The organism is Acinetobacter sp. F16 (genome assembly GCF_052712855.1).
This window is the reverse complement of the sequence record NZ_JBRATK010000004.1, coordinates 138,587-156,839: the sequence shown is the minus strand read 5'-3', so window position 1 is coordinate 156,839 and position 18,253 is coordinate 138,587. Positions and strand designations below refer to the sequence as shown.

At 41.6% G+C, this 18,253-nt stretch carries 16 protein-coding genes, 2 tRNA genes and 1 other RNA gene; 14 read left to right on the top strand and 5 right to left on the bottom strand.

Annotated features, from left to right (window positions below; all coding sequences use genetic code 11):
• Window positions 1-3: 3 nt before the first annotated feature.
• Both pgeF and ACU0NF_RS04100 read left to right on the top strand, forming a co-directional pair.
• The gene (gene pgeF, locus ACU0NF_RS04105) at window positions 4-744 is read left to right on the top strand and encodes a peptidoglycan editing factor PgeF (protein ID WP_445660219.1); all 741 of its coding nucleotides are present in this window, start codon (window positions 4-6) and stop codon (window positions 742-744) included.
• Between the two features lie 39 nt (window positions 745-783).
• A complete protein-coding gene (locus tag ACU0NF_RS04100; protein WP_445660218.1) occupies window positions 784-1,335 on the top strand; it encodes a flavodoxin family protein in 552 nt (183 codons plus the stop codon).
• 83 nt (window positions 1,336-1,418) lie between these two features.
• Here the strand turns inward: ACU0NF_RS04100 and smpB are convergent, their stop codons facing one another.
• Window positions 1,419-1,898: an SsrA-binding protein SmpB gene (gene smpB / locus ACU0NF_RS04095; protein ID WP_131383044.1), complete on the bottom strand. Its 480-nt coding sequence runs from the start codon at window positions 1,896-1,898 to the stop codon at window positions 1,419-1,421.
• Between the two features lie 140 nt (window positions 1,899-2,038).
• Between smpB and coaD the strand changes: the two genes are divergently transcribed.
• The 4 genes from coaD (at window position 2,039) to ACU0NF_RS04075 (ending at window position 3,353) form a co-directional block, all read left to right on the top strand.
• Complete coding sequence (gene coaD / locus ACU0NF_RS04090; protein ID WP_445660217.1) at window positions 2,039-2,530, top strand: pantetheine-phosphate adenylyltransferase; 492 nt, start codon at window positions 2,039-2,041, stop codon at window positions 2,528-2,530.
• A 1-nt stretch (window position 2,531) separates the two neighbouring features.
• Window positions 2,532-2,795 (top strand): YfhL family 4Fe-4S dicluster ferredoxin, encoded by a 264-nt coding sequence (locus ACU0NF_RS04085; RefSeq protein ID WP_445660216.1) that lies wholly within the window; start codon window positions 2,532-2,534, stop codon window positions 2,793-2,795.
• 26 nt (window positions 2,796-2,821) lie between these two features.
• Window positions 2,822-3,204, top strand: an RNA gene (gene rnpB, locus ACU0NF_RS04080) — RNase P RNA component class A.
• Between the two features lie 72 nt (window positions 3,205-3,276).
• A tRNA-Met gene (locus tag ACU0NF_RS04075) sits at window positions 3,277-3,353 on the top strand.
• Window positions 3,354-3,420: 67 nt separating this feature from the next.
• On the opposite strand, the gene ACU0NF_RS04070 is transcribed toward ACU0NF_RS04075, so the two are convergent.
• The gene (locus ACU0NF_RS04070; protein ID WP_445660215.1) at window positions 3,421-3,828 is read right to left on the bottom strand and encodes a hypothetical protein; all 408 of its coding nucleotides are present in this window, start codon (window positions 3,826-3,828) and stop codon (window positions 3,421-3,423) included.
• A gap of 180 nt (window positions 3,829-4,008) precedes the next feature.
• Between ACU0NF_RS04070 and ACU0NF_RS04065 the strand changes: the two genes are divergently transcribed.
• Window positions 4,009-4,085: transfer RNA gene (locus ACU0NF_RS04065), tRNA-Met, on the top strand.
• 92 nt (window positions 4,086-4,177) lie between these two features.
• On the opposite strand, the gene ACU0NF_RS04060 is transcribed toward ACU0NF_RS04065, so the two are convergent.
• Together ACU0NF_RS04060 and ACU0NF_RS04055 are read right to left on the bottom strand one after the other, a co-directional pair.
• Window positions 4,178-5,203 (bottom strand): hypothetical protein, encoded by a 1,026-nt coding sequence (locus tag ACU0NF_RS04060; protein WP_445660214.1) that lies wholly within the window; start codon window positions 5,201-5,203, stop codon window positions 4,178-4,180.
• A complete protein-coding gene (locus ACU0NF_RS04055) occupies window positions 5,196-6,821 on the bottom strand; it encodes an NAD+ synthase (RefSeq protein WP_445660213.1) in 1,626 nt (541 codons plus the stop codon). The genes ACU0NF_RS04060 and ACU0NF_RS04055 overlap by 8 nt, the downstream gene beginning before the upstream one ends.
• A 246-nt stretch (window positions 6,822-7,067) precedes the next feature.
• Here ACU0NF_RS04055 and ACU0NF_RS04050 point away from each other — a divergent pair, with 246 nt between their 5' ends.
• A complete protein-coding gene (locus ACU0NF_RS04050; protein ID WP_445660212.1) occupies window positions 7,068-7,553 on the top strand; it encodes a type IV secretion protein Rhs in 486 nt (161 codons plus the stop codon).
• A gap of 124 nt (window positions 7,554-7,677) precedes the next feature.
• On the opposite strand, the gene gltA is transcribed toward ACU0NF_RS04050, so the two are convergent.
• Entirely contained in the window at window positions 7,678-8,955 is a 1,278-nt protein-coding gene (gltA, locus tag ACU0NF_RS04045; protein WP_131266836.1) for a citrate synthase, read from the bottom strand.
• Between the two features lie 1,021 nt (window positions 8,956-9,976).
• Here gltA and sdhC point away from each other — a divergent pair.
• The 6 genes from sdhC (at window position 9,977) to odhB (ending at window position 18,200) form a co-directional block, all read left to right on the top strand.
• Entirely contained in the window at window positions 9,977-10,375 is a 399-nt protein-coding gene (gene sdhC, locus ACU0NF_RS04040) for a succinate dehydrogenase, cytochrome b556 subunit (protein WP_165492581.1), read from the top strand.
• Complete coding sequence (gene sdhD / locus ACU0NF_RS04035) at window positions 10,375-10,740, top strand: succinate dehydrogenase, hydrophobic membrane anchor protein (RefSeq protein WP_131266831.1); 366 nt, start codon at window positions 10,375-10,377, stop codon at window positions 10,738-10,740. Before sdhC ends, sdhD begins: the two co-directional genes overlap by 1 nt.
• 12 nt (window positions 10,741-10,752) lie before the next feature.
• Window positions 10,753-12,588 (top strand): succinate dehydrogenase flavoprotein subunit, encoded by a 1,836-nt coding sequence (sdhA, locus tag ACU0NF_RS04030; RefSeq protein ID WP_131383038.1) that lies wholly within the window; start codon window positions 10,753-10,755, stop codon window positions 12,586-12,588.
• 14 nt (window positions 12,589-12,602) lie between these two features.
• Window positions 12,603-13,313, top strand: a complete 711-nt coding sequence (locus tag ACU0NF_RS04025) for a succinate dehydrogenase iron-sulfur subunit (RefSeq protein ID WP_131383037.1) — start codon at window positions 12,603-12,605, stop codon at window positions 13,311-13,313.
• An 829-nt stretch (window positions 13,314-14,142) separates the two neighbouring features.
• A complete protein-coding gene (locus ACU0NF_RS04020; RefSeq protein ID WP_445660239.1) occupies window positions 14,143-16,983 on the top strand; it encodes a 2-oxoglutarate dehydrogenase E1 component in 2,841 nt (946 codons plus the stop codon).
• A complete protein-coding gene (gene odhB / locus ACU0NF_RS04015; RefSeq protein ID WP_131266824.1) occupies window positions 16,983-18,200 on the top strand; it encodes a 2-oxoglutarate dehydrogenase complex dihydrolipoyllysine-residue succinyltransferase in 1,218 nt (405 codons plus the stop codon). Before ACU0NF_RS04020 ends, odhB begins: the two co-directional genes overlap by 1 nt.
• The last annotated feature ends 53 nt before the right edge of the window (window positions 18,201-18,253 follow it).

Below are 18,253 nucleotides of genomic sequence, written 5' to 3'. Positions count from 1 at the left end.
GACATGCAATTTGTTCAAGGACTTCCACAAGGCGTATTTGTTGGGCAGACACGAGTGCATCATCAAAAAACTCAACCTTCTGCCCAGCCTGAACTTGCAGGATTTAACCTGGCATTGCATGTCCATGATGATGCAAAGCGTGTACAACAGCATCGTATGGCGTTACTACAGGAGTTTGCTGAATTCGGCGTCGATAAAGTCACCTGGATGACGCAAACCCACAGTACCATTTGTCATACCATCAATGAAGAAATTCCTTTTCAGGCACTGGAAGGTGATGGTCTGGTCACTCAGCGTAAAGCGCATGTCTTGATGATGATGACTGCGGATTGTTTGCCTGTCGTGCTTGGCAATGCAGATGGAACGGAAATCGCGAATCTGCATGCCGGCTGGCGAGGACTGGCGGGTGGTATTGTTGAAAATACCATTGCGAGCATGCAAACTCAGCCGACTTGGGCATGGTTAGGTGCTGCGATCAGTCAGCCATGTTTTGAAATTGGTGAAGAAGTTAAATTGGCTTTCTGTCCAAAATATCCTGAACTGGAAAGTGCTTTTAAAAACAGTGAAAAAGCCACCAAGTTTTATGCCGACTTATATGCCATTGCCCGTTTCATTCTGAAGCAACAGGGGGTTGAGCTTGTACTTGGTGGTGACCAGTGTAGCTACCAGCAAGCGGAAGAGTATTTTTCCTATCGCCGTGAAGCAAAAACAGGACGCATGGCTACATTCGTGTTTATGGCTTGAAACTGTTAAACTCGATTAAAATTTACTGCTTTTATTGATATGTCTTTATCTTCGAAATCTCTTGCTATCGTTTATCACAGCCCCTATGGACATACTGCAAAAGTTGCCTCTTTTATTGCACAGGGTGCGAAACAAACAGGCGTTCATGTGCACTCCATGGACATCGAACATGTGGACTGGGATCTATTAGATCAGGCTGATGCGATTGTTTTTGGTTGCCCCACTTATATGGGAAGCCTGACTGCTGCTTTGAAGTTGTTTATGGAGCAGTCTTCCAAACGCTGGTTGGCACGCACATGGCAAGGCAAAATTGCAGCGGGCTTCACCAATGGTGGCGGGTTAAGCGGAGATAAGCTGGCGGTGTTGCAGCAGATCAATTTGTTTGCCATGCAGCATGGCATGTTGTGGACAGGCTTACCGATGATGCCTACAGGGCGTAGCACGCAGGATTTGAACCGGATGTCGAGCTTTTTAGGCTTAATGACCCAGTCGGATAATGCACCAGTTGAAACAACCCCGCCACAAGGTGATCTGGATACCGCAATCTGGTTTGGAGAATATATCGGCTTATTGCTGGGTAAACTAAAATAAGCACAGATTGATGTAAATATTAAAAATTGATGTAAGTATTAAAAAACCTCCAGATGGAGGTTTTTTGTTTTATACATAAAAATTTATTTATGGAAAATTCGGGCTTTATCTCGTTGCCAGTCACGGTCTTTTTCTGTGGCACGTTTATCGTGAAGCTGTTTACCTTTTACCAAGGCAATTTCAAGCTTGGCCTTTGGTCCTTTCCAGTAACACGCCAGTGGAACACATGAATAACCTTTCTGGTTAATCGCGCCCATCAGCTTTTCAATTTCACGTTTGTTCAACAAGAGTTTACGTGTACGCGTCGCTTCAGGAACCACATGGGTCGACGCGCTCAGCAAAGGCTGAACCTGTGCACCAAACAAGAAGGCTTCACCATTTTTAAAGGTAATATAGCTTTCTACGATGGTCATACGACCCGCACGCATTGATTTGACTTCCCAGCCTTGTAACGAAAGGCCAGCTTCAAATTTCTCTTCAATAAAATAATCGTGGCGGGCACGTTTGTTGAGTGCAATAGTTCCGCCGTTATTTTTTTTAACTACAATACTTGCTTTCGCCATAATCTAATACTTCCAATCTTATTACTATTGTACCGCAACTCGAACCAAGATGAAGTTTTTTAAATTTATGAGGATTATTCACTAAAAAAACAAGTTTTTGTTAAAATAACCATCTACACAATAAACTAGAGTACAAATGGATGTCTAAAACTCGCGTTATTTATCCGGGCACATTCGATCCAATCACCAATGGTCATATCGATTTAGTGTCACGTGCAGCGAAAATGTTTGATGAAGTGGTGGTTGCCATTGCCATTGGTCATCATAAGAATCCAGTGTTTAGTTTAGAAGAGCGAGTGGATTTGGCACAAAATTCCTTAAGTCACTTGTCCAATGTAGAATTTGTTGGCTTCGATGGTTTGCTGGTGAATTTTTTCCGCGAACAAAAAGCTACAGCAGTGCTTCGTGGTTTACGTGCAGTATCTGACTTTGAGTACGAGTTTCAATTGGCCAATATGAATCGTCGCCTTGATTCAAATTTTGAAGCGGTGTTTTTAACCCCTTCAGAGCAATATTCTTTTATTTCGTCTACATTAGTACGTGAAATAGCACGTTTAAATGGTGATGTGACCCAGTTTGTACCGCAAGCTGTGGTTGAAGCCTTTAAACGGAAACAGCAACAAGGTTGGTAGCGTGTCTTTATTTATTACCGATGAATGCATCAATTGTGATGTGTGTGAGCCGGTGTGCCCGAATGAGGCCATTTTTATGGGTGAAGTCATTTATGAAATTCACCCGAATTTATGTACCGAATGTGTCGGGCATTTTGATGAACCCCAGTGTCAATTATTCTGTCCAGTCGATTGTATTCCGCATGACCCAGAGCATGTGGAGTCAAAAGATCAATTGATGGATAAGTATAAAAAACTGATTGCTCAAAAAAGCACAAGCAATTAGTGCTGAAGTTTGATAAGATGCGCCCCGAAGTGAGCTAGACGATCGCTGCTGTGTAGATCTTCGTGATTGAAACAGGGGAGGAAAGTCCGGGCTTCATAGGGCAGGGTGCCAGGTAACGCCTGGGCGGTGAAAGCCGACGGCAAGTGCAGCAGAGAGTAGACCGCCATCTTTGCAATTTTCCTTCGGAAAGACCAAGAGAGATGGTAAGGGTGAAAGGGTGCGGTAAGAGCGCACCGCGTGTCTGGTAACAGTTCACGGCAAGGTAAACCCCACCAGAAGCAAGACCAAATAGGAATCCTGAGGCACGGCCCGTGCTGGATTCGGGTAGGTCGCTTGAGCGTACGAGTGATTGTGCGCCTAGAGGAATGATCGTTCACGACAGAACCCGGCTTATCGGCTCACTTCACTTATTTTTTTACAATTATTGTGTGATATTTCTTGACATAAAGCATGTTGGAATAGATAATACGCGCACAGTTTTGGCTATGTAGCTCAGTTGGTTAGAGCACCGCACTCATAATGCGGGGGTCACAGGTTCAAGTCCCGTCATAGCCACCATTTTCATAGGTCACGCTTCTATAAGCGTGACCTTTTTTTATGCTTAAAATTTATATTTAAAAATAAGTTATTCACACTGAATGGCGCTTGCTGCCAATTTAATTTGCGGAAATTCTTGATCGTATTTTTCTAAAATAGCGTCTTTCTTGTCTTGACCGAACACCATGACTTGTAATTGGCTAATTTTAGCTTCGGTTAGATGCTGATATGCGCAGTGCAATGCAATCTGGTTTTGTTTGGCAACCGCCAATTTTTGATTCTCTGGAATCTGTTCAATTCGATACAATTTTTGCTGTGCTTTACTGAGCTGTGCCAGACTGCGTTTTTGTTGCATGCTGAGCAGTTGCTGGTTGTTGATCCAGCGTGCGACATCCATGCGTACGCCATTGTAGTCTACAAATAGAGGGGAAATCACTTGGCAGCCTGTAATCACAATAGCAACCAGGCTTATAGCTGTTAATTTGAATGGGTTCATATGCTTCTCGCTCTATTGAGACTGTTATTTGGAGAGAATAATAGGAAAAATATCATGAATAAAAGCAGGTTTTGTTTAAATATTAACTGAAGTTTTTTAAATCGCTTAAAGTCTGAACACTTGTAAAATAAAGGGCTTGACGCTACCCATTGAAATTTAGATAATGCGCACACAGTTTATGGCTATGTAGCTCAGTTGGTTAGAGCACCGCACTCATAATGCGGGGGTCACAGGTTCAAGTCCCGTCATAGCCACCATTTTTATAGACCACGCTCTCAGCGTGGTCTCTTTTTTTTGTGGGTCAAGAATTTTGGCTTAGATAAAAATAAGAAAAAATATGAAACAAGAATTACAAATTATCTTGGATATACTGCTCAATAAATTGATGTGTGCTTTCACTTAGATAAAAAGGCGAGATCAGTTGCTTTAGAATCCCGTCTAATAGACCTTGTTGTTCTAGCGCCTGAATGGTATGCGGCAAGAAGCGCAGCGCTTCCTGATGCAAGTCAGCTTCATTTAGTCCAACAGACTGCAATAATTCTTGTAGGCTATAGTCGGCAAAATAATCATAAAAAACGGCGACCACATCCAAAATAAGCTGTTGTAAATATTCGCCTTGTCGCAACTGTCGCCATGTTTCATAAACCAGGATGAAAAATTCTTCAAAGTCGATCGCCTGGAATTGGGAAAAGGTTTCTTTCAGGGTTCTTTGCTTAATGTCATCCCATAAATGCAGGCTGATATCGGCCAGTTCTTCATTGGGCAATAAAATGATGTTGCCCAGTTGTTTAACCAGAGCTTGAGCTAGCTGTTGCTCAAGTTTGAGTTCAATGTTTTGTTGTTGATCTTGAATAAAACTGAGTATTTTAGAACCCAGACCATATTCATGGCTATTGAGTTTACGCAGGTGATCAAGCCAAGGGGTATTACTTTCAAGGATTTGATTGGCCAGTTGCAAACTGACATGCTGCACTTGAGGGGCATGCAGTAAATTGCTGTGGATGTAATCACGTAACTGGTCTAATTCAAGGATCTTGTACATCCACAATTCAAAAGATTCATCTGACAGCAGCTCGCTAATTTGAGTCTGGCTATTGAGGGCAAGATGATGAATTCTTTGAGCAGCCATCCCTATAAACTCTAGAATCTCCGCACCTAAATTCAATTCAAAGGCATATTTTTGTACCACATCTTGTAATGCTTCAAGCTGAATACATTGTTTTAATGAAACTTGATCTGAATGGGTATAAAGATGATGAATAAATTGTTCAATATAGGGATTATTTTGTTCTGCTAATAATTGTTTTTTAATAAAGCGAGTCTGCTCAAGCATAAGCGCTTGAGCAAACTGTTGAGCAAAGTCCTGCTTAGGCACCCGGTGTCCATCCATTCACGATTGGATAGCGACGTTCGCGGCCAAATGAGCGTGAACTAATACGCGGGCCAATGGCAGCTTGACGTCGTTTATATTCGTTACGATCCACCAGACGAATGACTTTCTCCACCACTTCTTTTTTAAAGCCTTTGGCAATAATGTCATCTTGACTGCAATCTTCTTCAATATAAGCATAAAGAATTGCATCTAGAATGTCATAAGCAGGTAAAGAGTCTTGGTCTTTTTGATCGGGACGAAGCTCTGCAGAAGGTGGACGGGTAATAACACGTTCAGGAATCACTGGAGTTTCTGAAATGCTGTTACGGTACTTAGCCAGTTCAAATACAATCGTTTTATAAACGTCTTTGAGCACTGCATAACCGCCGACCATATCGCCATACAGCGTACAGTAGCCGACAGAAAATTCTGATTTGTTACCGGTAGACAAGACCAGATTACCGAATTTATTCGATAATGCCATCAACAGGGTACCACGTGAACGGGCCTGTAAATTTTCTTCAGTAGTATCTGCAGGGCTGTCTCCAAAGAATGGATACAGGGTTTGCATGAAGCCGTTTACAATTGGATTAATTTCGGCAATCCCGAAAGTTACACCCATATTCTTCGCTTGTGCAGCGGCATCTTCCACACTGATTTGAGCAGTATAAGTATATGGCATCATCACAGCCTGGACTTTATCTGCACCAATCGCATCAACTGCAATTGCAAGCGTCAATGCCGAGTCAATTCCGCCAGACAAACCTAAAATCACGCCAGGAAAGCCAGAACGTTGAATATAGTCACGCGTTGCTAGAACCAGACCTTGGTAAATTTCAGCCATGGTGTCTAAAACAGGCGTTACTGTTGCAACTTTATAAGCCTGTTGTTCAGCTTCATATTCAGCGTAATAAACATCTTCTTTAAAGCTTGGCGCCTGTAAGGCAATATTGCCATCTTTATTGATGACGAAACTGGTGCCGTCAAAAATAAGATCATCCTGGCCGCCGACCTGGTTGGCATACACCAAATTAATCTGCAACTGTTTAGCAAGCTCGCTCATGGTGGTAAGACGATGTTGCGGTTTACCTACTTCATAAGGCGAAGCATTGAGGACTAAAGCAGTTTCAACATTCAATTGCGATAATTGTTGTACAGTAGTGAGCGACCAAATATCTTCACAAATCAAAACGCCAAATTTATGACCTAAATATTCAAACACGAGGTGCTGATGTCCTTCGCTGAAATAGCGTTTTTCATCAAATACACCATAGTTTGGCAAGTTTTGCTTGTTATAAATACCCAGCACTTGACCATCTTTCATGACGGCTGCAGCATTATAGCGGTGACCATCTTCAGTTTGATTGACAAAACCAAAGACCATCACAATATCTTTCACTTGGCTGAGTTGCTCAAATGCTGTTTGAGTACGTTTAGCAAGACTAGGACGGAGTAATAAATCTTCCGCAGGATAGCCAACAGTTGAAAGCTCAGGAAAGATAATTAAATCAGCTTTTTGTTTTTTGGCTTCATTTACCTGTTCAAGCATTTTTTGAGCATTTGCTTCGATATTGCCAGTATGCGGAGAGAATTGAGCAAGGGCAATTTTAAAACTTTTCATTCCAACTTAATCCTATACCTATAGGGATATATACACAGACTTATGATTTATTATGGCTATTGGTTCAACGCTGTGTACGCGACGACAAACAAATAGATGTTTAATCAATAATTAGCAATTCGATACTATATACGAATTGCGGAATTAATTGAGAAAAAAACAAAAAAAAGTCCGAATTTAGACAAAAAAACTACAGCATTAATGGGAGAATAAGAACGCTAAAATGCATGATTATTGCCTGATCAGATGACATTATTTATGAAACCTCTATTGCATGCTTTGAATCAGTTTTTTGAAATTAAAAATCGCAAATTAACCCCGGGGGAAAGGCAGCTTGCGCAGTCTGTTTTTGGTGCGCATTTGCAGCTGGATGCGATCAGTATTGTGGCGCATCGTGGAGTGATGAAAAATTATGCCATTAGCCCGAATGGCAATATTTATTTTCATCCTCAAAGCTGGAGCGAAGACTTTTCAAAACTGACATTGGCCAAGCAGTCATGGCTAATTCATGAGCTGACCCATGTCTGGCAAATACAGCAGGGTTTGGCTGTGGTGCGTAAAGCACTATTTGACCGTAAATATCGCTATGTCTTGGAGCGGGGTAAGCTGTTTTTGCAGTATGGCATTGAACAGCAGGCACAGATGGTGCAGGACTATTTTATTAAAAAAGCGCGTGGTCAAGAGTGTCAGGCCTATGAGGACTGTATTCCTTTCTTGTCTCAAAAAGCGTAATTTTATGCTGAGCTTAAAGCGACAAAGTAATTCATTGGGGTATTTTGAATAATGAAAGTATTTTTGAGCCATAAAAAAACCGCCCAAAGAGGCGGTTTTTTTAAATCATTAAATTCTTAAAGAATTAACGACCTTGGATGTCACGTTGAACTTCACCAGTGTAAAGTTGACGTGGACGACCGATTTTGTAAGGGCCGCTGTGCATTTCTAACCAGTGGCTGATCCAGCCAACTGTACGTGCAAGAGCGAAGATTACAGTAAACATTTCAGTCGGGATACCAATCGCTTTAAGAATGATACCTGAGTAGAAGTCTACGTTAGGGTATAGGTTGCGTTTGATGAAGTATTCGTCAGATAACGCAATACGTTCAAGTTCCATAGCCAAAGCAAGTTGTGGATCGTTGATGCCTAGAGCAGCAAGAACTTCGTCACAAGTTTCTTTCATTACTTTCGCACGTGGATCGAAGTTTTTATAAACTCGGTGACCGAAGCCCATAAGTTTAACTTCTTTAGTTTTCACTTTTTCCATGAAGCCAGCAACGTTTTCTACAGAGCCGATTTCATCAAGCATCTTAAGAACAGCTTCGTTCGCGCCACCGTGAGCAGGACCCCAAAGTGCAGAAATACCCGCAGCGATACATGCGTAAGGGTTAGCACCAGTAGAACCAGCTAGACGTACTGTAGAAGTAGACGCATTTTGTTCGTGGTCAGCATGAAGCGTAAAGATACGGTCCATTGCTTTCGCAAGAATTGGGTCAACTTTGTAATCACGGTCTGCAGGAGTAGCAAACATCATGTACAGGAAGTTTTCTGCGTAAGTCAAATCGTTGCGTGGGTAAACGAACGGTTGGCCAACTGTGTATTTGTAGCTCCAAGCTGCAAGCGTAGGAACTTTAGCAATCAGGCGGATTGCTGTAATTTCACGGTGATCAACATTTTCGATGTCTAGGTTGTTGTGATAGAACGCAGAAAGCGCACCCACTACACCAACCATGATTGCCATCGGATGAGCATCACGACGGAAACCATTGAAGAAGCGGCTAACTTGATCGTGAACCATAGTATGGTTACGAACTTTAGCATCAAATTCTACTTTTTGTTCAGCTGTTGGAAGTTCGCCGTTTAACAATAAGTAGCAAGTTTCTAAGTAGTCTGCTTTAGTTGCTAACTGGTCGATTGGGTAACCACGGTGTAAAAGAACACCTTTACCGCCATCGATGAATGTGATTTTAGATTCACATGCAGCTGTTGCCATAAAACCAGGATCAAAAGTAAAGTGACCTGAGGTCAACACATCTTTAACGTCGATTACATCTGGGCCCAATGTGCCGCTGTAAATTGGTAATTCAATTTCTTTGCCATCAAGCTGTAAAACGGCTTTTTTGCCAGTTGCTTCAGACATTCAATAGATCTCCTGTCCTGGTGAATGTTTTATCCGACTCGTAGTACTAATCTTTTAATGCGCGAATCAGATGGATCAAAAATTTGCTATAAGATTAGTGAGTACTGAAATTTTGTCAATTATACTTATGGATAAAAAATGACGTTTTCACATGGATTTGGTCAAAAAATAATCCAATAATGATGAGGAAAATTACAGCACCGACACACTATAATAAGTCAAATTGTGACTGAGGTGCAGAAAAAAATAATGCTACCGCCTTAATTGTAAGCAAGTTCTAATTCTTAAAAACTCTAGGTGGTTTAGGTTTCCCAAAGGGTCTTTATGACTAAACTATTATAATTTTCGCAACTTACCGATATTGCTTTAAAGAAAGTGTCGCTTTCTTATTCATAATAAAAAGCGATTAATCATCTCCAAAAAAGCGTGCGTTTGTATAGAAAATAGCTTATTTCCCCCAGTTAAAATGCTACTTTATTGATCAATTGTGTAATAAAAAGCCAGCTTTTGGCCTATATAGTGAGCTAGATAAGGAGAGGGTATGGAGTTATGCACAGACTAAGTTGTTATTTCGTTTCATGATGTTACTAATATGTACTTTTGTATAAATACCTTATATTTATTTAATAAATACAGGAGCTATTCTTGCAATTACGCATTATATAAAAAGATAGCAACACATCAGGATGATTTGTTCATCTTTAGTCTAAATATATTGATTTAATTATCAAAGCAAAAAGCGATCAATCAAATAATGTTTTAATTAATAAAAACCAAGCATATAGCTATGTTTTCTTAGATCTATTATGTCTACTTTAGTAAGATAATTTATGTTAATGATTCTTATTTAATACTTTTTTGCAGAAAAGGTAAATGTGATTGTTTGTATTTTGATAGTTCACGTTTTATAATTCCCTGTCGTTTTAAGTTTAGGTATTGCTGGATAGTGCAAATACCTAACAATGCTAGCTTTCCTTCGAATTAATTCCAACAAACTCCGGATGGAGTTTTTACTTACAGGATGCCCGCTGTGAAAAGCAACAGACCTGTCAATTTGTCCATGGGTCAAGTTTTAGAAGTAAACTTAAAATCCCCTGTGGCTATTGCATCAATTCTACACCGTCTTTCTGGTGTCATCGTATTTTTACTCGTACCGGTACTTTTGTGGCTTTTAGACAAATCATTGTCTTCGGCTGAAGGTTTTGCTCAAGTTCAGGCAATCTTCGGTAGCTTCATTGTGCGTTTCATCGTATGGGTATTTGTAGCCGGTTTAATATTCCACTTTATTGCGGGTGTTAAACATTTACTTGCAGACATCGGTATTGCCGAAGAACTGCAAAGTGGTCGTATAGCAGCTACTATTTCATTGATCTTGTCTGCAATCGGTATTGTTGCAGCATTTGTATGGATTGTTCTCTAATGAAAAGTGCTACAGGTTTTACGGGTTCAGGTTCTCGCGATTGGTTTATCCAACGTATCAGTGCTGTGGTATTAGCTGTTTATACTGTTGTGGTATTGGGTTGGATCCTCATTAATGGCGGATTTAACTACGAACAATGGTTTGGCTTTATGATGACATTACCAATGAAGGTTTTATCTTTGTTGGCAGTCTTATCTCTTGTCGCACACGCTTGGATTGGCATGTGGCAGGTATTCACTGACTATGTGACTACCCGTCAAATGGGTCCTTCAGCTTCAGGTTTACGCCTAGTGCTGACATCAGCAGTAATTATTGCTGTATTTGCATATGCAATCTGGGCGATCCAGATTTTTTGGGCGAATTGATAGGAAAATATCATGGGCGCGATAACCCCTAAAGAAGATTATACAAACATTCAACACCTCACTTTTGATGCAGTCATCGTTGGTGGTGGTGGTTCAGGTATGCGTGCTTCTTACCAACTTGCTCAAGCTGGTTTGAATGTCGCAGTGCTGACTAAAGTATTCCCAACACGTTCGCACACTGTTGCAGCGCAAGGTGGTATTGGTGCATCTCTTGGTAACATGCAAGAAGATAACTGGCACTACCACTTCTATGACACCGTAAAAGGTTCGGACTGGTTAGGTGACCAAGACGCAATCGAATTTATGTGTCGTGAAGCGCCTAAAGTTGTTTATGAACTTGAACACATGGGTATGCCATTTGACCGTAATGCGGACGGTACAATTTACCAACGTCCATTCGGCGGTCACTCTGCAAACTATGGTGAAAAACCAGTTCCACGTGCATGTGCTGCTGCCGACCGTACAGGTCACGCATTGCTTCATACGCTTTATCAAAGTAACGTGAAAATGGGTACTCAATTTTTCGTAGAATGGATCGCACTTGATCTTGTTCGTGCGGAAAATGGCGATGTACTTGGTGTAACGGCAATTGACCAAGAAACTGGTAATATTGCGGTATTCCAAGCAAAAGCTACATTGTTTGCAACTGGTGGTGCGGGTCGTGTTTACCGTGCATCTACAAACGCTTATATCAATACTGGTGATGGTCTTGGTATGGCTGCTCGTTCTGGTATTCCATTGCAAGATATGGAATTCTGGCAGTTCCACCCTACAGGTGTAGCGGGCGCAGGCGTATTGTTGACTGAAGGTTGTCGTGGTGAAGGTGCAATCCTTCGTAACAAAGACGGCGAACCATTCATGGAACGTTATGCACCGACTTTGAAAGACTTGGCGCCACGTGACTTCGTATCACGTTCTATGGACCAGGAAATCAAAGAAGGTCGTGGTTGTGGTCCTAAAGGTGATTATATCTTACTTGATATGACACATCTGGGCGCTGACACCATCATGAAGCGTCTTCCATCAGTATTTGAAATTGGTAAGAAATTCGCGAACGTGGATATCACTAAAGAACCAATTCCTGTAGTGCCTACAATCCATTACCAAATGGGTGGTATCCCTACAAATATTCATGGTCAAGTGGTTACTCCAGTTCCAGGTACAGACAACTATACTCAACCCGTAAAAGGCTTCTATGCTATTGGTGAGTGTTCTTGCGTATCTGTACATGGTGCAAACCGTTTAGGTACCAACTCACTGCTTGACTTGGTAGTATTTGGTAAGGCTGCTGGTGAACACATCATTGACTACGTGACTAAACACCACGGTGATGAATATGTTGCGTTGCCTACAACTGTACTTGAAAACACCATGAAGCGTGTTCGTCACCTAGATGAAACCACTGAAGGTGAAAACGCTCAAGACGTTGCTGATGCAATTCGTGACATCGTTCAAGACCATGCTGGTGTATTCCGTACATCTGCACTGCTTGATGAAGGTGTAAAACAGATTCTTGCAATTGAGCCACGCGTTCGCAACATTCACTTGAAAGACAAATCTAAAGTCTTTAACACTGCACGTGTTGAAGCGCTAGAAGTTGAAAACTTGTATGAAGTTGCTAAAGCGACCTTAATCTCGGCTGCTGCACGTAAAGAATGTCGTGGTGCACACACAGTTGTAGATTTCGAATTGCCAGCAGATCACCCAACTTATTCATACGGTCGTCGTGATGATGAGTGGATGAAACATACCTTGTGGTATTCAGCAGATAACCATCTTGAATATAAACCGGTACGTTTCCAACCATTAACGGTTGATCCAATTCCACCTAAACCACGTACATTCTAATCAGGAGAATCCAGATGAGTAGAGGTATCCGTACATTCCATATCTACCGCTATGATCCTGACAAGGATAAAGCACCATACATGCAAACTTTTAAACTTGAGTTGACTGACAAGCACCGTATGTTGCTTGATGCTCTTCTTGCGTTGAAAGTACAAGACGAATCTTTAACGTTCCGTCGTTCATGTCGTGAAGGTATTTGCGGTTCTGATGGTGTAAACATCAACGGTAAAAACGGTTTGGCTTGTTTGTGGAATCTTAACGATTTACCAAATGAAATCACCATCCGTCCTTTACCAGGTTTACCTGTGATTAAAGACTTGGTTGTAGACATGAATCAGTTCTACGATCAATTCCATAAAATCCAGCCATTCCTGATTAACAACCAGCCTGCGCCAGCGAAAGAACGTTTACAGTCTCCTGAAGAACGTGAGCACTTGAACGGTCTTTATGAATGTATCCTTTGTGCATGTTGTTCAACAGCATGTCCATCATTCTGGTGGAACCCGGATAAATTCTTGGGTCCTTCAGCATTGTTGAATGCATACCGCTTCATTATCGACTCGCGTGATTCTGCAACTCAAGATCGTTTGGCTCGTCTTGACGACCCATTCAGCTTGTTCCGTTGTAAAGGCATCATGAACTGTGTATCAGTCTGTCCTAAAGGTTTGAATCCAACTAAAGCGATTGGTCACATTCGCAACATGTTGTTAGACCAAGCAGGTTAATCTGTAGCAGTCAAAAAAAGCACGCCTTAGGGTGTGCTTTTTTTATGCTTTGAATATCAGGGTGATTGATAGAATCATGCAAAAAATGTATGGGGCGGGTAAGTATATTTGCCATTTGTGCCGATTCAAAGCAGTGGATTACTTAAAATGGGCGCTAAATTGAATTGTGGTTTCGTTGAATTGTAGTTAAGTTGTTCGAATTGATAATTAAAGCGCCAATCTCAAGCTTGAGTCTGCAAAGTTGAGATTAAAATGTTAAGATATGAGTTAAATAAAGAGGGCCAATTTAAATGTTGCGCTCTCTTTTGTTGTATTGGAATTGTTGGCTTGGGACTATGGTCTACATTGAATCCAATTATTAAATAAAGCACCATAGCTTAGATGAAAATAGTCACTATGTATTTCGCTAATTTATGAGAGGTATGTGTCAAAAAAATCAATTGTAACGAGATATCATGTTACGATTTGATACATCGTTATATTTAAAAAAAGAGCCTTGTTTATGTACATTTTTTCAACATTTTAGAAGGTGTATAAGGTTTATAACTAGAGAACAATCGTTTTAGAAAAAACAGGTCGCGTAGTTGTTTTTTCTAAGTCGATTTGCAAAAAAATTGCTCGGTTTCGGTCGAGTATTTAAATGAGTGATGATGCCAATAAGGGCGTTATGATTCATTATTTACATTAGGTTATTCCTGATGTAGTGATAACGCCTCATGGCTTATGCCTGCTGGGGACTAATGTCATGTTACCAATTTGACATTATTAATCATGGGTTCGCTTAAAAAGCATCCTGAAAATGTTTTTGCAATAGGAAATGGGTCCACAAATGCAAGAAGTTGCTGACGCACTGCGTCTTGACACTGAACTAAGCGCTGACAGTGCAGCGTATATTGAAGAACTTTATGAACATTATTTGACGTCACCAGACTCTGTTGGAGCTGACTGGCGCGAATATTTCGATAAATTCCCTAAAGGTGATCAACCACATAGCAATGTACGTGAGCAATTCCTTTTATTAGGTCGCAATTCAAGCCGCGTACAACCTGTTGTTCAAAGTTCTGTAAGTTCTGAGCATGAACGTCGTCAAATTGGCGTTTTACAACTGATTGCTGCTTATCGTAACCGTGGTCATCAAAAAGCAAAACTGGATCCATTAGGTTTGGCAAAACGTGAAGACGTGCCTGATCTTGATCTTGCTTCGCACGGTTTAACTAAATCTGATCTTGATACTGTATTTAATACAGGCAACCTTGCACTGGGTAAAACACAAGCGACGCTGGGTGAAATGGTTGAAGCAATGGAAGCCGTTTATTGCGGTTCTGTTGGTACTGAATACATGCACATTGTTGACACCAAAGAGAAACGTTGGATTCAACAACGTCTTGAAGGTGCGAAAGGTCAATTTAACTTTAATGCAGAACAGAAAAAACACGTTCTTGAGCGTTTAACTGCAGCTGAAGGCCTGGAAAAATTCCTCGGTAACAAATACGTTGGTGCTAAACGCTTCGGTGTTGAAGGCGGTGAATCATTTATCCCGATGGTAAATGAAATTATTCAACGTGCAGGTTCTGTAGGTTGTAAAGAAGTTGTGATTGGTATGCCACACCGTGGTCGTCTCAACCTTCTAGTTAACATCATGGGTAAAAACCCGGCAGATCTTTTTGGTGAGTTTGAAGGTAAATCAATTCATAAAAAAGGTTCTGGTGACGTTAAATACCACCAAGGTTTCTCATCTAATGTAATGACTCCAGGTGGCGAAGTTCACTTGGCATTGGCGTTTAACCCATCACACTTGGAAATTGTTGGACCTGTAGTCGAAGGTTCTGTACGTGCTCGTCAAGTGCGTCGTAAAGACATTGGTGGTGATGATGTATTGCCAATTATCGTACATGGTGATGCAGCATTTGCAGGCCAAGGTGTAAACCAAGAAACCTTCCAGATGTCACAAACTCGTGGTTATACAGTGGGTGGTACAGTTCACATTGTGGTAAATAACCAGGTGGGCTTTACAACATCTGATCCACGTGATGCACGTTCTACAGAATACTGTACTGATATCGCAAAAATGATTCAGGCACCGGTATTCCATGTGAATGGCGATGATCCTGAAGCTGTGATTTTCGTGACTCAATTGGCGCATGACTTCCGTCACACTTTCCGTAAAGACGTTGTGATTGATATGTTCTGCTACCGTCGTCGTGGTCATAACGAAGCGGATGAGCCAGCAGCAACCCAACCAATGATGTATCAAGTGATCAACAAAAAAGTCACTACACGTGCACTTTATGCAGATCAACTGGTTAAAGAAGGTGTGGTTGATCGTGCCGCTGCAGATCAAATGGTTGAAAATTACCGTTCAGATCTTGAAGCCGGCAAACATGTTGCCAATGCATTGGTACTCGAGCCAAATACAAAAATGTTTGTGGACTGGAAACCTTATTTAGGCCACGAATATACAGATGTTTGGGATACCACTTTCCCAATCGAACGCTTGAAAGAACTTGGCACAAAAATGCGCGAGCTTCCTGAAGGTTTCGTGATGCAACGTCAAGTCTCGAAAGTGATTGATGAACGCTTGAAAATGCAAACCGGTGAAATGCCATTAAACTGGGGTGCGGCTGAAACTTTAGCCTATGCAACCTTGCTTGATGAAAGTTACATGGTTCGTATTACCGGTGAAGACGTGGGTCGTGGTACCTTCTCGCATCGTCATGCAAAATTGCATAACCAGGTAGATGGTTCAACTTACATTCCATTATGTAACTTGAAAGAAAACCAACCACGTACTGCAATTTATGACTCATTGTTGTCAGAGATGGCGGTGCTTGCGTTTGAATATGGTTATGCAACTACAATTCCGCATGGTTTGATCGTTTGGGAGGCGCAATTTGGTGACTTCGCGAACTGTGCACAGGTTGTAATCGATCAATTCATCGCTTCAGGTGAAACCAAATGGGAACGTGTATGTGGTTTGACCATGTTGCTTCCACATGGTTATGAAGGTCAGGGTCCAGAGCATTCATCTGCACGTTTAGAGCGTTTCTTACAGTTATGTGCTGAAGACAACATGCAAGTGATTACACCGACTACACCTGCACAGATTTTCCATGCATTGCGTCGTCAAGCGATTCGTCCAATCCGTAAACCATTGATCGTGACTTCACCGAAGTCATTGCTTCGTCACAAACTTGCAACCTCTACTTTAGATGAGCTTGCTAGCGGTACATTCCAAACCGTGATTGATGAAGTAGATCAAATCAACAAAGCTGACGTAACTCGTTTAGTTCTTTGTGGTGGTAAGGTTTACTACGATTTACTTGAAAAACGTCGTGCAGAAAACCTAGATAACACTGCAATCGTTCGTATTGAACAATTGTATCCATACCCAGAACAACGTATTGCTGAAGTACTTGCTTCTTATCCGAACCTCAAAGAAGTGGTCTGGACTCAAGAAGAGCCGAAAAACCAAGGTGCTTGGTTGTTCATCGCACCACGTCTATATGACGATGTGATGAAATCTGCTAAACAAGTCCGTATCAGTTACGCAGGCCGTCCAGCTTCTGCTGCGCCAGCTTGTGGTTCACCATATTTGCATGCAAAACAACAAGCTCAGCTAGTAAATGACGCATTGGCGATCGTAGCTGAACAATCAGGAGATTCTAAATAATGGCAACCGAAATTAAAGCACCGGTATTCCCAGAGTCAGTTGCAGACGGTACGATTGCAACTTGGCACAAACAACCAGGTGAAGCTGTATCACGTGATGAAGTGATCTGCGATATCGAAACTGATAAAGTTGTTTTAGAAGTTGTTGCTCCTGCTGACGGTACAATCGCAACCATCATTAAAGGTGAAGGCGAAACTGTTCTTTCTAATGAAGTGATTGCACAGTTTGAAGAAGGTGCTGTTTCTGGCGCTGCTCAAACTCAAGCAGTTCAGTCTGAAGGACAAGTTGAACAAGCTGCGTCTCAAACTGAAGCGGGTGCTGCACCTGTGGTTGAACGTGCTCAACCTGTTGCTGACCAAGCGCCTGCGGTACGTAAAGCATTAACTGAAACTGGTATTGCAGCTGCTGATGTTGCGGGTACTGGTCGCGGTGGCCGTATTACTAAAGAAGATGTTGCAAGCCATCAAGCTAAACCAGCGGCTCCTGCTGCTGCGCCATTAAGCGTGGCAATTGGCGAACGTATTGAAAAACGTGTTCCAATGACTCGTTTACGTAAACGTGTTGCTGAACGTCTGCTTGCTGCTACACAAAACACTGCAATGTTGACTACGTTTAACGAAGTGAACATGAAACCAATCATGGAAATGCGTGCTCAATACAAAGATGCATTCGAGAAGCGTCATGGTGCGCGTCTTGGCTTTATGTCATTCTTCGTTAAAGCTGCAACTGAAGCACTTAAACGCTACCCAGCGGTAAATGCTTCAATTGATGGCGATGACATCGTGTATCACGGTTACTATGATATCGGTGTTGCAGTTTCTTCTGAACGTGGTTTAGTGGTTCCTGTACTTCGTGATACAGACCGCATGAACTATGCTGAAGTTGAAAACGGCATTCGCGGTTTTGCTGCTAAAGCACGTGACGGTAAATTGGGTATTGAAGACATGACTGGCGGTACATTCACCATTACTAATGGTGGTACTTTCGGTTCATTGTTATCTACACCTATCTTGAACACACCACAAACTGCAATCTTGGGTATGCACAAAATCCAAGAGCGTCCTATGGCTGTAAATGGTCAAGTTGAAATTTTACCAATGATGTACTTGGCACTTTCTTATGACCACCGTTTAATCGATGGTAAAGAAGCTGTAGGTTTCCTTGTAGCAATTAAAGAATTGTTAGAAGAACCAGCTCGCCTTATCCTTGACCTTTAATTCTAAAGAATAAATCCATGGGCTTAGGGCGATCCTCTAAGCCCATTTTTGGA

Excerpts from the sequence above, each read along its gene's own strand:
- gltA (WP_131266836.1), bottom strand. The coding sequence starts at position 8,955 with ATGTCTGAAGCAACTGGCAAAAAAGCCGTTTTACAGCTTGATGGCAAA.
- smpB (WP_131383044.1), bottom strand. The coding sequence starts at position 1,898 with ATGGCGAAAGCAAGTATTGTAGTTAAAAAAAATAACGGCGGAACTATT.
- ACU0NF_RS04055 (WP_445660213.1), bottom strand. The coding sequence starts at position 6,821 with ATGAAAAGTTTTAAAATTGCCCTTGCTCAATTCTCTCCGCATACTGGC.
- odhB (WP_131266824.1), top strand. The coding sequence starts at position 16,983 with ATGGCAACCGAAATTAAAGCACCGGTATTCCCAGAGTCAGTTGCAGAC.
- ACU0NF_RS04050 (WP_445660212.1), top strand. The coding sequence starts at position 7,068 with ATGACATTATTTATGAAACCTCTATTGCATGCTTTGAATCAGTTTTTT.
- ACU0NF_RS04100 (WP_445660218.1), top strand. The coding sequence starts at position 784 with ATGTCTTTATCTTCGAAATCTCTTGCTATCGTTTATCACAGCCCCTAT.
- pgeF (WP_445660219.1), top strand. The coding sequence starts at position 4 with ATGCAATTTGTTCAAGGACTTCCACAAGGCGTATTTGTTGGGCAGACA.
- ACU0NF_RS04070 (WP_445660215.1), bottom strand. The coding sequence starts at position 3,828 with ATGAACCCATTCAAATTAACAGCTATAAGCCTGGTTGCTATTGTGATT.
- sdhA (WP_131383038.1), top strand. The coding sequence starts at position 10,753 with ATGGGCGCGATAACCCCTAAAGAAGATTATACAAACATTCAACACCTC.
- ACU0NF_RS04020 (WP_445660239.1), top strand. The coding sequence starts at position 14,143 with ATGCAAGAAGTTGCTGACGCACTGCGTCTTGACACTGAACTAAGCGCT.
- sdhD (WP_131266831.1), top strand. The coding sequence starts at position 10,375 with ATGAAAAGTGCTACAGGTTTTACGGGTTCAGGTTCTCGCGATTGGTTT.
- ACU0NF_RS04025 (WP_131383037.1), top strand. The coding sequence starts at position 12,603 with ATGAGTAGAGGTATCCGTACATTCCATATCTACCGCTATGATCCTGAC.
- sdhC (WP_165492581.1), top strand. The coding sequence starts at position 9,977 with ATGCCCGCTGTGAAAAGCAACAGACCTGTCAATTTGTCCATGGGTCAA.
- coaD (WP_445660217.1), top strand. The coding sequence starts at position 2,039 with ATGTCTAAAACTCGCGTTATTTATCCGGGCACATTCGATCCAATCACC.